The following is a 15,694-nucleotide window of genomic DNA, read 5'->3' as shown; positions in this document are numbered from 1 at the left end:
GCCATCAGCAGCTGGTGCCGGCCTTGAGGGCGCAGGGGCCCTCGCGCATCGCCTCGCCGAGGTCGCGCGCCTTGTTGTTCCAGAAGTTGGCCTGCTGCGCGTCGCGGTCGACGCCGTTGCCACCCTTGGTGTACAGCTCGCCAAGACGGCGCGCCGCAGCGCCGCTGCCTGCGTTGGCGGCACGCCGGTAGGCGCTGATCGCCGCCGACATGTTGCCGCCGCGCTCGGCGTCCTGGGCCTGCGCGAGCAGGGTCGCAGCGTTCTGCACCGGCTGCGCCGCGGGCGCCGGCGTCGGCGCGGGAGTTGGAGCGGGGCTCGGAGCCGGTGCAGGCGTCGCCGTCACGGGCCGTGCCGGTGCGGGCGTGGGCGCCGGGGTCGGCGCGGGTGTCGGAGCCGGGGTCGGTGCGGGGGCCTGCTTGGCAGGTGCCGCGGTGGGTGCAGGCGTCGGCGCAGGCGTCTTCACCGGTGCCGGCGTGGGCGCCGGAGTTGGCGCCGGCGCCGCCTTGCCGGCCGGAGCCGGCGCGGGGGTCGGGGCGACTTTCGCTTCCTCGGCAGGCGGCTTCGGCGGTTCGGCGGGCGGGCGCGTGGTGAGCTTGGCCTGCTGCTCCGGCTGCGCCTCCGGCGCGGGCGCCGTGGTCACCGCCGCGGGCTCGGCGGACTGGCCGCCCACCATCGTCTTCACAGCGAAACCGATCACGCCCAAGGCCACGACGCCGGCCACCGCCATCGGGACCATCCTGGACTTGGGCTTGTCGGCTTCGGCCGGCGCACGCGCGACCGCGGGCTGCACCGCGGGACCGCGCCTGGCCTCTTCGGCCGCCTTGCGGGTCGCTTCGTCGGCCTTGCGGCGCGCTTCCTGCTCCGCCTTGGCGCGCGCATCGGCTTCCGCGCGCTGGCGTGCCAGGTCGGCCTTCAGGCGCGCGTCCTCGTCCTTCTTGCGCTTGGCTTCCTCGGCTTCCGCCTTGGCACGCGCTTCGGTCTCCGCCTTCTTGCGCGCGATGTCGGCCTTGAACTGCGCATCCTCCTCGGCCTTGCGCTTGGCCTCGGCTTCGGCGCGCGCCTTGGCTTCGGCATCCGCCCTGGCCTTCGCCTCGGCTTCGGCCTTCTGGCGCGCCAGCTCGGCCTGCCGCTTGGCTTCCGCTTCGGCCTTCGCCTTGGCTTCGGCCTTGGCCTTCGCTTCGGCTTCCGCCTTCTGCCGCGCCAGCTCGGCCTGGCGCTTCGCCTCGGCTTCGGCCTTGGCCTTGGCTTCCGCCTCCGCCTTGGCCTTGGCTTCCGCCTCCGCCTTCGCCTTCGCTTCTGCTTCGGCCTTGGCCTTGGCCTCCGCTTCGGCCTTCGCGCGTGCTTCCGATTCCGCCTTGGCCTTCGCCTCGGCTTCCGCCTTCGCGCGCGCCTGCGCTTCGGCCTGCTTGCGAGCCTCCTCGGCCTGGCGCTCGGCTTCGAGGCGCTCGACTTCCTTCGCCGCGGTCGCGGCGCGCGCTTCGGCGGCGCGGGCCTCTTCGGCGGCGCGAGCGGCCTCGGCCTCGCGCGCCGCCTTGGCCCGCGGATCTTCGGGCTGCAACCCGGCACGCGCGATGACCGTGTCGCCCATCGCCGCCGGCTGCGAACCGGTGGCGGACCGCGCGGCGGTGCTGATGACGCGCAGCGTCTGCGGGCTGATGACGGTGGCGTCCTGGGCCGGCGCGACGATGGACTTGTCGGTCAGCTTGAGGCTGCCCGACATGCCGGCCGTGCCGCCGGTGCCCGAGGTGGAGATGCCGGGCAACCGCGTGGCTTCGTCGTCGTCCTGCGGCGCAGGTGGCGTGCGGCGGCTCGCGGTGTCGCTCGGTGCGGGCGTCTCGTCGACGTCCCTGCCCAGCTTCTTCAGGCGGCGCTGCGCCAGTGCCGCGAACTTGCCGTTCGGGAACTGCTCGAGGAACGCGACGAAGTCGTCGGCGTCCTCGGAATCCTTGACTTCCTTCCAGTACTCCAGCTCCAGTTCCAGCGTGATGCTGGAGCCGGTCGGCGGTGGCGCCGTGTCGGAGCCCTGGCCCCCCGGGCCCGGCGTGGTGTCGGCACCCAGCGACGGCGCGCTGCGGCTGGCCATCGTGCCGCTGCTGACCCGCTGGCCGGCGGCCTTGAGGGACATCGCGAATTCACGGGCGGTGGAAAAGCGTTCGTCGCGGTTCTTGGCGAGGGCCTTGGCGACCACCGCGTCGATGGACTTCGGCAGCTTCGCGTTGTAGTACGTCGGCGGCGGCGGGACCGCGCTGATGATCTGGTGGATGATCGCGAACGGGTTGTCGCCATCGAACGGGCGCTGCCCCGTGAGCAGTTCGTACAGGACGATGCCGGTCGAGAACAGGTCCGACCGAGAATCGACCCGCTGCCCCTGCGCCTGCTCGGGCGACATGTAGCGCGGGGTGCCGATGCCGCCCGCGCCCACCTGGGTCTTGTTGGCGGCGTCCGGGTCCTGGATGCGGGCCACGCCGAAGTCGGTGAGCTTGACCCGGCCCTTCTCGATCAGCATGTTGGCCGGCTTGATGTCCCGGTGCACGATGTTGTTCTCGTGCGCATGGTCCAGCGCGGACAGCAGGTCCAGGATCATCGCCACCGAGATCTGCGGGGGGAACTTCTCGCCGCGGTCCAGGTGGTCCTTGAGGTCGTCGCCCTCGATGTACTGCATCACCAGGTACGCGACGCCCTCGTGCCGGCCGAAGTCGTACACCGTGACGATGTTCGGGTGCTGCAGCCGCGCGGCGGCCAGCGCCTCCGTCCGGAAACGGGACTCGTACTCGTCGGCGGCCTTCGAGTCGAGGTTCTCGACGATGATGGTCTTGATGGCCACCCGCCGCTGCAGGACGCTGTCCATGCCCTCATAGACCAGGCCCATCGCGCCCTTGCCGAGGGTGCGGATGATGTCGTAGCGGCCGAGTTTCTTGACGGTCACGGGTGGGACAGGCGCGCGCCCACGCTGGGCGGAACCTGCCTCAACAGTTTAAGGGCAGCCGATGCGTCGCAGCACGGCAACAAAGGACACGGGGCAGGAGGATGTCACGCATCCTTCCCGCCCCGTGGCTGGGGAGCGTCAATCGGTCAGTTGCAGGGCTGCCCGTTCGCCTGTTCGCTCACGCACTTGGGTGCCTGGATCGTCAGGCTGCGGAAGCTGAGCGGCGCGACGATGCCGTCCATGTCCGTCGTGCCGAACGCCACCAGGTCCTCCACGACGCCGATGCCGACGTTGCGCTTGAGCTCGTGCAGCACCCAGCGCGCGATCTCCGCCTGCGTGGCGCCGGTGTTCGCGAACACCGAGCTGAAGACGTCGTTCAGCGGCTGGTACGCGGCGACGTTGCCGGTGACGTAGGCCTCGAACAGCACCTCCTTGTGCACGACGACGCTCGGCGTGCTGGTGCTGATGTTCATCGGGTCGGCGACGGTGTTGAGGTCGCCGCCCTTCACCGTGAGCTCGACGCCGCCTGTTGCCACCACCGGGTGCGACGCCGAGTTGGTGAACATCATCGGGCCGTCGGAGGTGCCGGTCAGCGTCGCCATCGGGCTCATCTGGCCGGCGTCGACCGTGAGGCCGGCCTTGGACGCCAGGGTCACGTTGGCCGACGACGCCGTCTGCAGCTGGCCGACCGTGAGCATGGCGCCCGCCGTCGTGTTGCTCAGGTTCACCGTTTCGGCCTGGCCCGTGACGTTGACGCCGCCCTGGAAGGCGCCGGCCACGTCCAGCGAACCACCGCCGTTCATGTTGAACGTCGTGCCGCTGCCGACCTGCACGTCGCCCGCCGCCGCGACGTTGCTCGCGGTGATGGTGCTGGTGCCTGCCGTGCGGAAGGTGCCGGTGCTCGAGAGCGTGCCGACGTTCAGGTTGCCGTTGACGGCCAGCGTGCCGCTGTTGGCGATGCTGCCCGCCTGCTGCGCGGCAGCCCCCGTGTCCAGCGTGGCGCCGCCCGCGACGGTGACGTTGCTGGCCGCGGCCAGGCGATTGGCCGCGCCGAGCGTCAGCGAGCCGGAGTTGACGTGGACCGTCCCGGCATTCGACGCGCCCGCCAGCACCGTGGTGCCGGTGGTGTTGAGCGTGCCCGTGCCCGTGCTGGCCGCCAGCGTGCCGCCATTGACGTTGTACGTCGCGGCGTCGATCAGGCCGCCCGCGACGGTGCCAGCGTTCTGCGTGAACGAGCCGGCCACCGTCGCGCCGCCGGTGAACGTGCTGGACGTCCCCGTGACGGTCAGGTTGGCGACGTTGGTCACCGCACCCGCCACGTTCGCGCTGCCGGCCAGGCCGAGATTGTGCGCGCCACCGTTGATGCTGGCAGCCGTGATCGACGCGCCCGTGAGCGTGGCGTCGCCCGTCAGGGTCGTGGCGCCAAAGCTCTGGGTGGAGGCGGTCGTCACGCTACCCCCCAGCGAGGCGGCGCCGGTGGCGGCGACGCTGCCGGCCGTGATGGTCTTGCCGGCTGCCGTCGTGAGCGTGGTGCCAGTGGTGAGCGCGCCGCCAACGTTCACGTCGTTGCCGAAGCTGGCGCTGGTGCCCGCAGCGATGCTACCGGCCGACGTGGGGCCGCTCACCGCGAGCGAGGAGACGGTGTTGAGCGTGCCGGTCACGCTGGTCGACCCGGTGACCGAGGCGCTGTTCGCCGACATGTTGGCGGCGCCCAGGTTGCCGCCCACCACCAGTGCCTGGTTGACGTTGCCGTTGCCCGTGATCGCGAGGTTGCCGGAGGTGGTGAGGCCGCCGTTGGTCTGCGTGAGGTTCGCCACGTTGCCGATGCCGGAAGCAGTGGCGCCGCCGGTCGTGGTGAGCGTCAGCGAGTTGCCGTTGCCGTTGACCGCGCCGAGGCTGATCGCGGTGTTGCCCGTGTCCTTCAGGACCGTGGTGCCGCCGAGCGTCAGCGTCGTGCTGCCGTAGGCCTGGCCGGCGCTCGTGGTGACGTCGCCGCCGATGCTCGCGGACGTGGCGGCCACGCTGGATGCGGACAGCGTGCTGCCGGTGGCCGTGACCAGGCTGTTGACGTTGGACACCGAGCCGCTGGCGGTCGTGTTGCCGACCAGGTTCAGGTTGTTCGCTCCGCCGTCGATGCTCGTGGCGCTGATGGAGGCGCCCGAGAGGATCGCATTGCCCGTCAGCGTCGTCGCGCCGTTGTAGGCCTGGGCCCCGGTCGTCGTGACGTTGCCGCCGAGGCTGGAGGTGCCGGCGACGGTCAGGTCGGTGGCGGCCAGGTTCGACCCGGTTGCGGTGACCAGGCTGCCGATGCCGATGCTCGTGCCCGACAGGTTGCCGAAGGCGGTGAGGCGGCCCGTCCCGGTGATGGACCCGGTGGTGGAGGTGCCGTTCAGCGTCAGGTCATTGCTGCCCGTGCTGACGTTGCCCAGTGCGATCGTGCCCAAGGCCGAGTTGGCCGTCAGCACGGTCGTGCCGCCGAGCGCCACCGCGCCGGTGTACGACTGGTCGCCGCCGCTGGTCAGGTTGCCCGACAGCGTGGTCCCCGACCCGCCACCGGTGATCGTGCCGCTGACGGATCCGCCGGAGCCCGTGAAGCTGTTCGCCGCGGCGACGCCCTGGAGGTTCGCCACGCCGGAGTACGCGATCGTGTCGGCCGTTCCGGAGTTGACGCCAGTCAGGCTGAAGGTCGCGCCGGTCAGCGTCGCCGTCCCGTTGCCGGTGACGGACTCGATCCCGCCGAAGGTGCCGCCGATGCCGGTCGCCGTGCCCGCGACGGTGTTGATCGTCACCGCAGCCTTGCCGCTCAGGTCCAGCGTGTCGGCCCCGGTCTGGGTGCCACCCGCAACGTTGCCGCTCAGGGTGCCGGCATTGGCGAACACGAACGCGTCGTTGCCGGAGCCGCCGGTGAGATTGGCGATGCCGGAGAACGTGGTCGTGGTGTTCAGCGTGCCTGCGTCGCCACCCGTCACGGACCAGGTGTTGTTGCCGTCGGTCGTGACGAGGCTGTCGCCACCGCCGCCGCCGTTGACCTGGCCGTTGAAGGTGGTCACGCCGCCCGCGATGGTGAACGTGTCGGCGGCCGTGCCGCCCGTCAGCGTGCCGATGCCTGTGGCGGTCATGCCGGCGACCGACACGGCGTTCGAGCCGGTGATCGACCACGCGGTCACGTTATTGGAGCCGGTGATGGATTCCGTGCCGGTCCCTGCGATGGTTTCGATGCCCGTGGCCGCGATGTTGTTCGCGGTGACGGCGTTGTTGGCGCCGGTCAGGGCGTAGTTGCTGGCGCCGGTGAAGACGTCCGTGCCGCCGGCAGCGGCAGCCAGCGTGTTCACGCCGGTGAAGGCGATGCCGTTGGCGGACACGGCGTTCAGCCCGGTCGTGGAGTAAGTCGTGCTCGCCACCGTGCCCGTCACCGCACCGGCGTTCGTCACGCTTTCGATGTCCGTCGCAGCGATACCGTTGGCGGTGACTGCCTTGGTGCCGTCGATCTGGTAAGCCGTCGCGCCGGTGAAGACGTCGGTGCCCCCGGCAACAGCTGCCAGGGTGTTCACGCCCGTGAAGTTGATGCCGTTGGCCGACAGCGCGTTCGCGCCGCCGGTCGTGTAGGTCGTGCTGGCGACGGTACCGGTCACCGCACCGGCGTTCGTCACGCTCTCGATGTCGGTGGCCGCGATGCCGTTGGCCGTCACGGCCTTGGCGCCGTCGATCGTGTAAGCCGTCGCGCCAGTGAGGACGTCGGTGCCACCCGCAGCAGCTGCCAGGGTGTTGACGCCCGTGAAGGCGATGCCGTTGGCCGACACCGCGTTCGCGCCGCCGGTCGTGTACGTGGTGTTCGCCACGGTGCCGGTCACGGCGCCTGCGTTCGTCACGCTCTCGATGCCGGTCGCGGCGATGCCGTTGCCGGTCACCGCGTTGGAACCGTTGATCGTGTAGCTGCTCGCGCCGGTGAACACGTCGGTGCCACCAGCCGCCGCCGCCAGCGTGTTCACGCCGGTGAAGCTGATGCCGTTGGCCGACACCGAGTTCGCGCCGCCCGTGGTGTACGTGGTGCTCGCCACGGTGCCGGCCACGGCGCCTGCGTTCGTCACGCTCTCGATGTCCGTCGCGGCGATGCCGTTGGCCGTCACGGCCTTGGCGCCGTCGATCGTGTAAGCCGTCGCGCCAGTGAGCACGTCGGTCCCACCCGCAGCCGCGGCCAGGCTGTTCACGCCCGTGAAGGCGATGCCGTTGGCGGACAGCGCATTGGCGGCGCCCGTGGTGTACGTGGTGCTCGCCACCGTGCCGGTCACGGCGCCGGCGTTCGTCACGCTCTCGATGTCCGTCGCGGCGATGCCGTTGGCGGAGACCGCCTTGGTGCCGTCGATCTGGTAGGCCGTCGCGCCGGTGAAGACGTCGGTGCCCCCAGCAACAGCTGCCAAGGTGTTCACGCCCGTGAAGTTGATGCCGTTGGCCGACAGCGCGTTCGCGCCGCCGGTCGTGTAGGTCGTGCTGGCGACGGTACCGGTCACCGCACCGGCGTTCGTCACGCTCTCGATGTCGGTGGCCGCGATGCCGTTGGCCGTCACGGCCTTCGTGCCGTCGATTGTGTAGGCGGGCGCACCCGTGAAGATGTCGGTCCCGCCGGCAGCAGCTGCCAGGGTGTTGACGCCCGTGAAGGCGATGCCGTTGGCCGACACCGCGTTCGCGCCGCCGGTCGTGTACGTGGTGTTCGCCACGGTGCCGGTCAGGGCGCCTGCGTTCGTCACGCTCTCGATGCCGGTCGCGGCGATGCCGTTGCCGGTCACCGCGTTGGAACCGTTGATCGTGTAGCTGCCCGCGCCGGTGAACACGTCGGTGCCACCTGCGGCGGCAGCCAGGCTGTTCACGCCGGTGAAGGCGATGCCGTTGGCGGACAGCGCGTTGGCGGCGCCCGTGGTGTACGTGGTGCTCGCCACGGTGCCGGTCACGGCACCGGCGTTCGTCACGCTCTCGATGTTCGTGGCGGCGATGCCATTGGCCGTCACGGCCTTGCTACCGTTGATGGTGTAGCTGCCTGCGCCGGTGAACGTGTCCGTGCCGGATCCGGCGTTGACCGTGCCGATGCCCGTGAAGTCCATGCCGGCGGCGGACACCGCGTTCACCCCGCTGGTGGTGAAGGTCGTGCCGGTCGACGAGCCTTGCAGCACGTTCGTGGTGGTCGTCCCGGTGACCGTCTCGATGTTGCTGGCGGACAGGTTGCCTGCCTGCACCTGGTTGCCAACACCCGTCAGCACATAGGTCGCAGCTGCAGGAGCCTTGAAGACATCGGTGCCGGACCCGCCCACGACGGTCACCGTGTTGCCCGGGTCAGCGCTGAAGTCGAACACGTTGCCCGAATTGCCACCCGAAACCGTCACTGCCCCGCCCGCACCCGTCGTGAGCATCTGGGTGTTGCTGAAGGCACCGGCCGCGGACTGGCCCACGTTGATCGAGATGTTTTGTGCCACGGCGGCCGCATTGAGTGCCGCCGTGATGGACACGTTCTTGCCGGCCGAAATCGTGATGCCACCGGTGTTCGCCGTGATCGCGTTGGCCACGGTGACGTTCGAAGCGGCGCCGCTGGCTGTGATGGAAACGGCGCTGCCGGACACCGCCGCCGAGGTGCCAACCGAGTTGTTGTTGCTCACCGTCACGGCGCCCGCTGCGGTAATCGAGGGCAGCGTGAGAGCGCCACCGCCGGTGCTGATGCCCACGTTCTGCAGGTTGCTGACCGCGCCGCCGAAGGTCATGCCGCCGGCGGTGTTGGTGGCCGTCAGCGATTCGGTCCCAGTCTGGCCTTGCACCGTCGACGCGAACGTCATGGCGCTCGTGCCGCTGTTCAGCACCGCGCTCGTGGTGAGCGTGACCGCGTCCTGGTATCTCTGGACACCCGTCGTCGTGACGTTGCCACCGATCTTCAGCGGAGTGCCTGCGTTGGTCGTCAGGCTTCCCAGGTTCACCGAGCCCACCTCGCCACCGCCCGCGGTGACCAGCGTCAGGTCGCCGGTACCGGTGACGTTGCCGGTCTTGATGGCCGACGCGCCGAAGTCCTGCAGTTGGACGGCTCCCGTCACGGTCGAACCGCCATACGTCTGGCCAGCCGTGGTCGTCACGTTACCGCCGAGAACAGCTGCACCGCTGCCGGTGATCATGGCTGCAGTGACGGCCCCGGCGTTCTGGAACGTGCCCCCGTTGTTGACGAATGCGGTGCCGCCACCCAGCGCCTGCGACGCTGTGCCGGTATTGAGCGTCGCGCCACCGGCGATGTTGACGGCCGCGCCGGCGCCGGTCAGGCGGTTCGCGGCGTTCGCCAGCGCCAGGGTGCCGCCGTTGACGTTGACCGTGGTCGCCGCGGCCGTGCCGTTCAGCGTCGCGCTGCCCGTGGTGTTCAGCGTCCCAGCACCCAGGTTGGCATCGACGATGCCGCCGTTGATGTTGTACGTCGACGCGCTGATGGAGCCGGTCGTCGTCCCGTTGGTGGCGGCCGTGAATGTGTTCAGGCCGGTGGCGTTCGTCAGGGTGGTGGTCCCGGACGACGCGATGGTCAGGTTGTTCCCGGCGCCCGTCAGGCTGGTTGCCACGGTGATGGCGCCGCCGGTGGTGGTCATGGTGACGTCGTTGCCCAGCGTGACGGCCCCGGTGTAGGCCTGCCCGTTCGTGGTCGTCACGTTGCCGCCCAGCGAGATGCCCCCGGTGGCGATGACGTTGACGAGATCCACGTCGACGTTGCCGGCGAAGGTCGCCTGGCCGCCCGCGCCGGTTTGCACGAACAACTGGTTGGGTCCGGTCACTGTGTTCCCGAACGACACCGTCGAACCGCTCAGGGTCGACGTGGCGTCCAGCGCCACTGCGCCGTCGTACGACTGCGTGCCGGTCGTCTTGACTGCCGAGCCGTTGATGTTCGTGGCGCCGGTCACATGCACGGTCGTCAGGGCCTGGCCGTTGCCGACTTGGCCGTTGAACGACGCGTCGCCAGCAACCGTGAGGTTGTGTGCGCCGTCGAGCGCACCGTTGAACGATGCCCCCGTTGCCGCGGTGACGTTGAGGTCCCCGATGAGCTGGACCCCAGCGGCACTGGTCAACGTGACCCCCCCGGTGCCGGACGACAGGTTGCCGGCGACCATCAGGCTGCCGCCGTTGGTGGTCGTGATGTTCAGGTTGCCGCCAGCCGACCGGTTGGTGATCGACAAGCCACCCGCCGTGTCGGTGATGCTCCAGTTGCTGGTCCCGCCCAGCGTCGCGCCGAAGGCCCCGCCCGTGAAGTCTCCGGCACTGATGGAGTAGTCGCCGGAAGCCGTGACGGGACCTGTGTTCAGCAAGCCGGTCCCCGCGTTCAAGGACACGTTCCTGCCCGTCACCGCGCCAATCGTGAGGTCACCGCCGGACCTGACGTCCACGTCCCCCGTGCCGGCGTTCAGGCTGCCCGTGCCGGTAACCAACCCGGGTCCCGCGTCGCGGTTGGCCAGGTCGGCAGCAGGCGAATTCGCCTCGAGCGTGATGGCCCCGTTGTTGGTGGTGATGTTCGCGTTGACGGCGATGCTGCGGCCCGCTTGGGCAGTGATGCCGGCAGTGGGCGTCGTCAGGGTGATCGCATCGACGATCGTGATGTCGTTATTGGCTTGCAGCGTGACGGTGGCGCCCGCGGCATCGAGCGTGGCCGGATCGATGGTCACGTCGGTTGCCGGCGTGTCGAAGAATTGGTCGACATCCCCCACCGCGCTCGCGCCTCCGGTGGCCACGATGATGTTCTTGGGGTCCAGCAGCCAGCTGCCGGTGGTGCCGTGCGGCGCCGAAGTGTCCACCGTCGTCGATTTGGCGACCGACAGGCCGCCCTTGCCCGAGGTTTCCACCTTGCCGCCGTTGCCGGAGCTCGCGCCGCCACGGGCGCTGATCGCGCCGCCCACCGCGGTGTTGCCATCCGCCCAGACCACGACGGTGCCGCCGTTGCCGCTGGTGACCGCATCGGCAGTGATCTTCGCGCCGGTGGCGACCGCGGTCGCCGAGGCGTTCTGCTCGACGCCCTTGCCCTGCCAATTGCCGCCGAGGAGGACCGTGCCGCCGCCGGCGTCACCGCTGGCGTCCACGACCGCCGTGCCCCCGATGCCGACCTTGTCGCCCAGCACCTTCACGGTACCGCCGGTCGCATTCGCCCCCTTGGCTTCGAGCGTGCCCGTCACCTTCACGATGCCGCTGCTGCCGCCGCTCAGCACGATCGTGCCGTTCTGGTTGGCGATGCTGTTGGCGCGGATGACGCCGCTCTGGTTGATGACGGTGTTCAGCGTCTCGCCGATCGCTTGCACGGACACCTGCACCTGGCCCCCGTCAGCCGTGATGGTGCCGCTGTTCGCGATGGCGGCGCCCACGGCGCCGGCATCCACCGAGTACTTCACGAGGCCCGAGCCGTTGGCGTCGACGCTCACGCGCGAGCCGGCCAGCAGGCCGACCGAGCCGCCCGTGGCATCGATGGTGCCGCTGTTGGTGACCTGCGCGCCCGCCAGCGCGACGTAGCCCGCCTTGATCGAGCCCTGGTTCACGACGCTGCCGCCCGAGCCCGTGAACGTGTAGTTGCCGTTGAGGAAGTCGGTGTTCGACAGGCTCAGGGTGGACGCCACCAGGCCACCGACGTCGACGCGCGCACCCGGCGCGAACATGACCCCCGCGGGGTTCACCAGGAACACCTGCCCGTTGGCCGTCAGGCTGCCGTAGATGGACGACAGGTCGCCGCCCACGACGCGGTTCAGGGCCACCGAGCTGGCGCCCGGCTGCACGAACTGCACCGACTCGTTGCGCGCGATGCTGAACGTGTTCCAGTCGATCACCGCCTTGTTGCTGCCCTGGTTGACCACCATCGACGTCGCCGTCGGGTTGGTGATGGTCACCACGCCCGACTGCACCTTGCCGCCCGTCGGGTTCGCGTACACGGTCGCGAGGAACGACGAGGCCAGAGCCGCGAGCAGGCCGGCCAGCAGGCGGGACAACAGGCGCGACATGCCGGTGCGCATGCGATAGACGTGGCGCAGCTTGCGCGTGACCTGGACGACGATCGTGCGGATGCCGGAACGGCGGGTGGAGTGGGTGGTCATGGGGCCTCCTCGGGCGGAACTGCTACTACTGCGGGAAATCGGTGGGATCGGTCGGCGAGGTGGTCACAGCCACTTCTGCAGCGACAGCCAGACGCGCGGATGGCGGTCCGGGTCGGACGACGGGGCGCGGTTCAGGCGCCAGGCGAGCTGGGTCGAAACGAGCCAGTCGCCGAAGTTGCCCAGCTGCACGCCGAAACCGGCGGAACTGAGGGTGTCGTTCTCGGGGGTGGTGGCGGCCAGGGCCGCCGGAACGCCCGACTCGTTGTATTTGATGTGGCCCCAGTCGTAGAACACGCTGGCCGACAGCGGCAGCTTGCCGACCAGGTCGGTGAGCTGGTGGCGGTATTCCAGGTTGACGATGGCGCCGGTGTCACCCACGCCTTCGCCGACCGGGTAGCCGCGGACGCCGTTCGGGCCGCCCAGGCCCAGCTTCTCGGCGGACGTCAGGTTCTTGCTGGCGAACTGCGCCTGCACCAGGGCGCTCAGGCGGCCGCGCGCCGACAGGAACGTCGTGCGCAGGTAGTCGACGTTCACCTTCGAGAACGAGCCGGCCGTCTGCAGGCCGGTGGTGGCGCTCTGGTCGAACGCCAGGTTCGTGGCGTCGATGTCGAGCTTGCCGCTGGTGAAGTTGATCGAGTAGCTGTTGAACGAGGAGCCGAGCGCCTCGTCGACGAAGTTCCCCAGCACGCTGGCGCGCACGGAGTTGATGCGCTTGGACGAACTGGTGAACGGCGTCGTGGTGCTGTCGTTCAGGTCCTTGCGCTCGAACGTCAGCGCGCCCAGCACGCTGCGGGTGCGCGAGCGGATGAAGGGCTGCGTGAAGTTCAGGCTGTAGATCGTGGCGTCGCCGGTGGCGCCGAGCGCCTCGAACTGCTTGCCGAGCGAATACTCGGTGCGCATCGCGCTGACGCCGACCTTGGTGGCGGCGCTGGTCAGCGTGGTGCTGTAGGCCAGCCGGTACAGCTCGGAATCCTTGCGGTCGGCCGCCTGCACGCGCACGCTGAGGACGTCGCCGCGGCCGGTGGGGTTGTTCCAGTTGGCCGTGGCGTACGCGCGGTTCTGGCCAGCGCTGCGTGCGCCGAAGTTGTCCACGCCGACGAGGCCGTCGACCTTCGGGCCCGAGGACTTCACGATCACCGTGATGTCGCCCTCGCCCGCCTTGGCACCCGGCTGGACGGCGGCGGTGGCGTCGAAGCCCACCAGGTCGCGCAGCAGCAGCACCGGCTTCTCGAGCGAGTACTCGGAGATCGGGTCACCCGGCTTCAGGTAGCGGTTGACGATGGACGAGGCCAGCGATTCGGACACGCCGGCGTCGTCCGCCCGCACGGTCACCTTGCCGACGCGCGCTTCCAGGATCTGGATGACGACGGTGCCGCCAGTCGCCGCAAACTGCTGCTCCGGCAGGTAGGCCTCGGTCAGCAGGTAGCCGCGTTCGCGGTAGTAGCGGCGCACGGCCTGGGCGGCCTTCAGCAGGCCTTCCATGTCGGTGGGCTTGCCGACGAAGTCCTGCGTCAGCGGCAGCAGGACGCTTTCGGGGTAGAGGGTGTTGCCCTGGAGGCGGAACGCCGCCGGAGTGACCTTGACGGATTCGTTGTACGAGGCGGCCTGGCGGGGCTGGGGCAGCTGCACGGCCGGCTCGTTGCTGGGGGCCGGCGCCTGCGGGAGCTGGCGGTCCTGCTGGAGCTGGGTTCCGGAATCCGGGCGAGCTTGCTGCGCGAAGGCACCGCAGGAACATGCGGTGGCCGCGGCCAGAGCCACCAAAGTTCTCTTCTTCAAGGGAAACTCCTCAAACAACTGTCGTGATCTGATCCGTGGGACTCTTACATCCGTTTACGGAAGTGTCAATCTGACTTACGTCGGGTTGGAGCAACGCGCGCCAAGGAAGGCCGCAGGCAGACGTCGACGCGCAACAGCCCGCCGCATAGACTTCGCAGCACCCAGAAGAAGGAGGCTGCATGGGGACCTTCGCCGTCATCACGCTGGCTGCCGCCCTGGCGGTGACCACGCAGCACGCCCCCCCGAACGAGGGGGTGGGTTCCGTCACCGTCGGCTCCCTCGACGCCGCCTCCGCCGGCCTCAGCGAAGCCTTCGGCGCCGCACGCGCCGCCGAATCCGAAGGCCGCTATGGCGATGCGGTCCGCATGTACAAGACGCAGGCCACCGCCGGCAGCGGCCTGGCCGCCAGGCGCCTGGGCGATCTCTACACCCGCGGCGCTCCCGGCCTGGAGCGCGACCAGGCCCAAGGCCTGCGCTGGTATCGCGAGGCGGAACTGCGCGGCGAGGTGCTCGCGCAGGCGCTGCGGCTGCGCTGACGTCGCCGAATCGCCGCCGCGCTCCGGCACAATCGGGCGCCTTCCTGGCTCATCTGCATCGCTGACGGCGTGTCGTACCTGCTTCACTTCACCGGTCCCTCGTTCGAGCAGACCATCACGCTCAAGCCGAAGACGCCGGCCGTCGTCGTCGGCCGCGACCCGGAAGCCGCCGTCTACCTGCCGGACACCGAGCGCCTGATCTCGCGCCGGCACCTCTCGATCGACTGGTGCGAAGAAGGCGCGCGCATCCAGGTGCTGTCCGCCAACGGCATCAACACCGACCGCGGCGACTACTTTTCCGGCGACGAAGTGGTGCTCGGCGACGGCGAATCGGGCCGGCTCGGCCCGTTCAGCCTCGTGGTCGAAGCGCTCTCGGACGCCGGCGACGCCACCAGCTTCGCCGGCATGGGCTCGCGTCCCGTTCCCGTCGGCCCGGTCACGCGCTCCGCGGCGCCGGAGCCCGCGCCGGCCAAGGACCCGTGGGCCGACCTGCTGCAGGAGTGGTCCGGCGACGCGCCGGCTCCCACTCCGACCGCCGCACCGCGCGTCGTGCAGCCGGTGGACGACCCGTTCTCATCGTCGACGTCGTGGCGCATCGACGACCCGGGCGCATTCGGCAGCACGAGCGCGTTCACCGCGTCGGGCGCCTTCGCGCAGGTCCATCCGGACGCTCCCGTTGCCGCTTCGGTGCAGCAGCCGGCTGCTTCACCCGCGCCGTCCACGCCTGAGCGCCTCGCATTGCAATCGCTGTGCCGCGGCCTGGGCGTCGAGCTGCCCGCCGGCCAGGTGAACTTCGACTGGGAGCGCTTCGGCATCCAGGTGCGGGAGGTCGTCGAGTGCCTGGGCGAGCACCTCGCCACGCGCGTCGCGGCGCGCCGCGACCTGAAGGCCGAGGACCGCACCATGATCGGCTCCAAGGTGGCCAATCCGCTGAAGACCGGCATGCAGACGAAGGAGCTTCTGCAGTACCTGCTGCTGATGCCCGATGGCACGGGCGGCTTCGTCCCGTCGCGCCAGGCGCTGGCCGAAGCATCGGCGGAGGCGAAGGCGCACGAGGCCGCGGTGCGCGTGGCCGCCAGGTCGCTGGCCGAAGGCGCGATCAAGGACTTCGATCCCGCGCGGCTGCGCACCAGCCTGCTCAAGGGCAAGCTGAGCATCGCCTCGGTGGTGGACACCGCGCGGCTGTGGGACCTCTACACGGGCTTCTACGAGAAGAACGGCGAGCGCATGCCGCAGTGGGTCGACCACCTGTTCAACCGCCACTACATGGCGGGCTACCTGCGCGAGATGGAACGGCTGCGCCGCGCCGCCCAGCCGGTGCCGCCGCAGCGCGACCATTGAAACGCACCCGCGTGCGGCGCCCGCACGCTAAAGTG

5 protein-coding genes are annotated in these 15,694 nt (G+C 70.0%); 2 read left to right on the top strand and 3 right to left on the bottom strand.

Going from position 1 to position 15,694, the window contains the following annotated elements; all coding sequences use genetic code 11:
• Positions 1-4: 4 nt before the first annotated feature.
• The 3 genes from I8E28_RS11950 to I8E28_RS11940 all read right to left on the bottom strand — a co-directional run bounded on the left by I8E28_RS11950 (position 5) and on the right by I8E28_RS11940 (position 13,635).
• On the bottom strand, positions 5-2,926 hold the full coding sequence (locus tag I8E28_RS11950) for a protein kinase domain-containing protein (protein ID WP_200788284.1): 2,922 nt from the start codon (positions 2,924-2,926) through the stop codon (positions 5-7).
• A 146-nt stretch (positions 2,927-3,072) separates the two neighbouring features.
• The gene (locus tag I8E28_RS11945) at positions 3,073-12,006 is read right to left on the bottom strand and encodes a filamentous hemagglutinin N-terminal domain-containing protein (protein WP_200788283.1); all 8,934 of its coding nucleotides are present in this window, start codon (positions 12,004-12,006) and stop codon (positions 3,073-3,075) included.
• Positions 12,007-12,069: 63 nt separating this feature from the next.
• Positions 12,070-13,635 (bottom strand): ShlB/FhaC/HecB family hemolysin secretion/activation protein, encoded by a 1,566-nt coding sequence (locus I8E28_RS11940; protein ID WP_200788282.1) that lies wholly within the window; start codon positions 13,633-13,635, stop codon positions 12,070-12,072.
• Positions 13,636-13,961: 326 nt separating this feature from the next.
• Between I8E28_RS11940 and I8E28_RS11935 the strand changes: the two genes are divergently transcribed.
• Together I8E28_RS11935 and I8E28_RS11930 are read left to right on the top strand one after the other, a co-directional pair.
• A complete protein-coding gene (locus I8E28_RS11935; RefSeq protein ID WP_200788281.1) occupies positions 13,962-14,318 on the top strand; it encodes an SEL1-like repeat protein in 357 nt (118 codons plus the stop codon).
• Positions 14,319-14,387: 69 nt separating this feature from the next.
• On the top strand, positions 14,388-15,659 hold the full coding sequence (locus tag I8E28_RS11930; RefSeq protein WP_200788280.1) for a type VI secretion system-associated FHA domain protein: 1,272 nt from the start codon (positions 14,388-14,390) through the stop codon (positions 15,657-15,659).
• Positions 15,660-15,694: the final 35 nt, after the last annotated feature.

Origin of the sequence: Ramlibacter algicola (genome assembly GCF_016641735.1) — a bacterium.
GTDB lineage: Bacteria > Pseudomonadota > Gammaproteobacteria > Burkholderiales > Burkholderiaceae_C > Ramlibacter > Ramlibacter algicola.
This window is presented reverse-complemented; position numbering and strand designations above follow the sequence as displayed.

What these genes read in the sequence shown, in the direction of transcription:
- I8E28_RS11945 (WP_200788283.1), bottom strand. Translation starts at nt 12,006, where the DNA reads ATGACCACCCACTCCACCCGCCGTTCCGGCATCCGCACGATCGTCGTC.
- I8E28_RS11935 (WP_200788281.1), top strand. Translation starts at nt 13,962, where the DNA reads ATGGGGACCTTCGCCGTCATCACGCTGGCTGCCGCCCTGGCGGTGACC.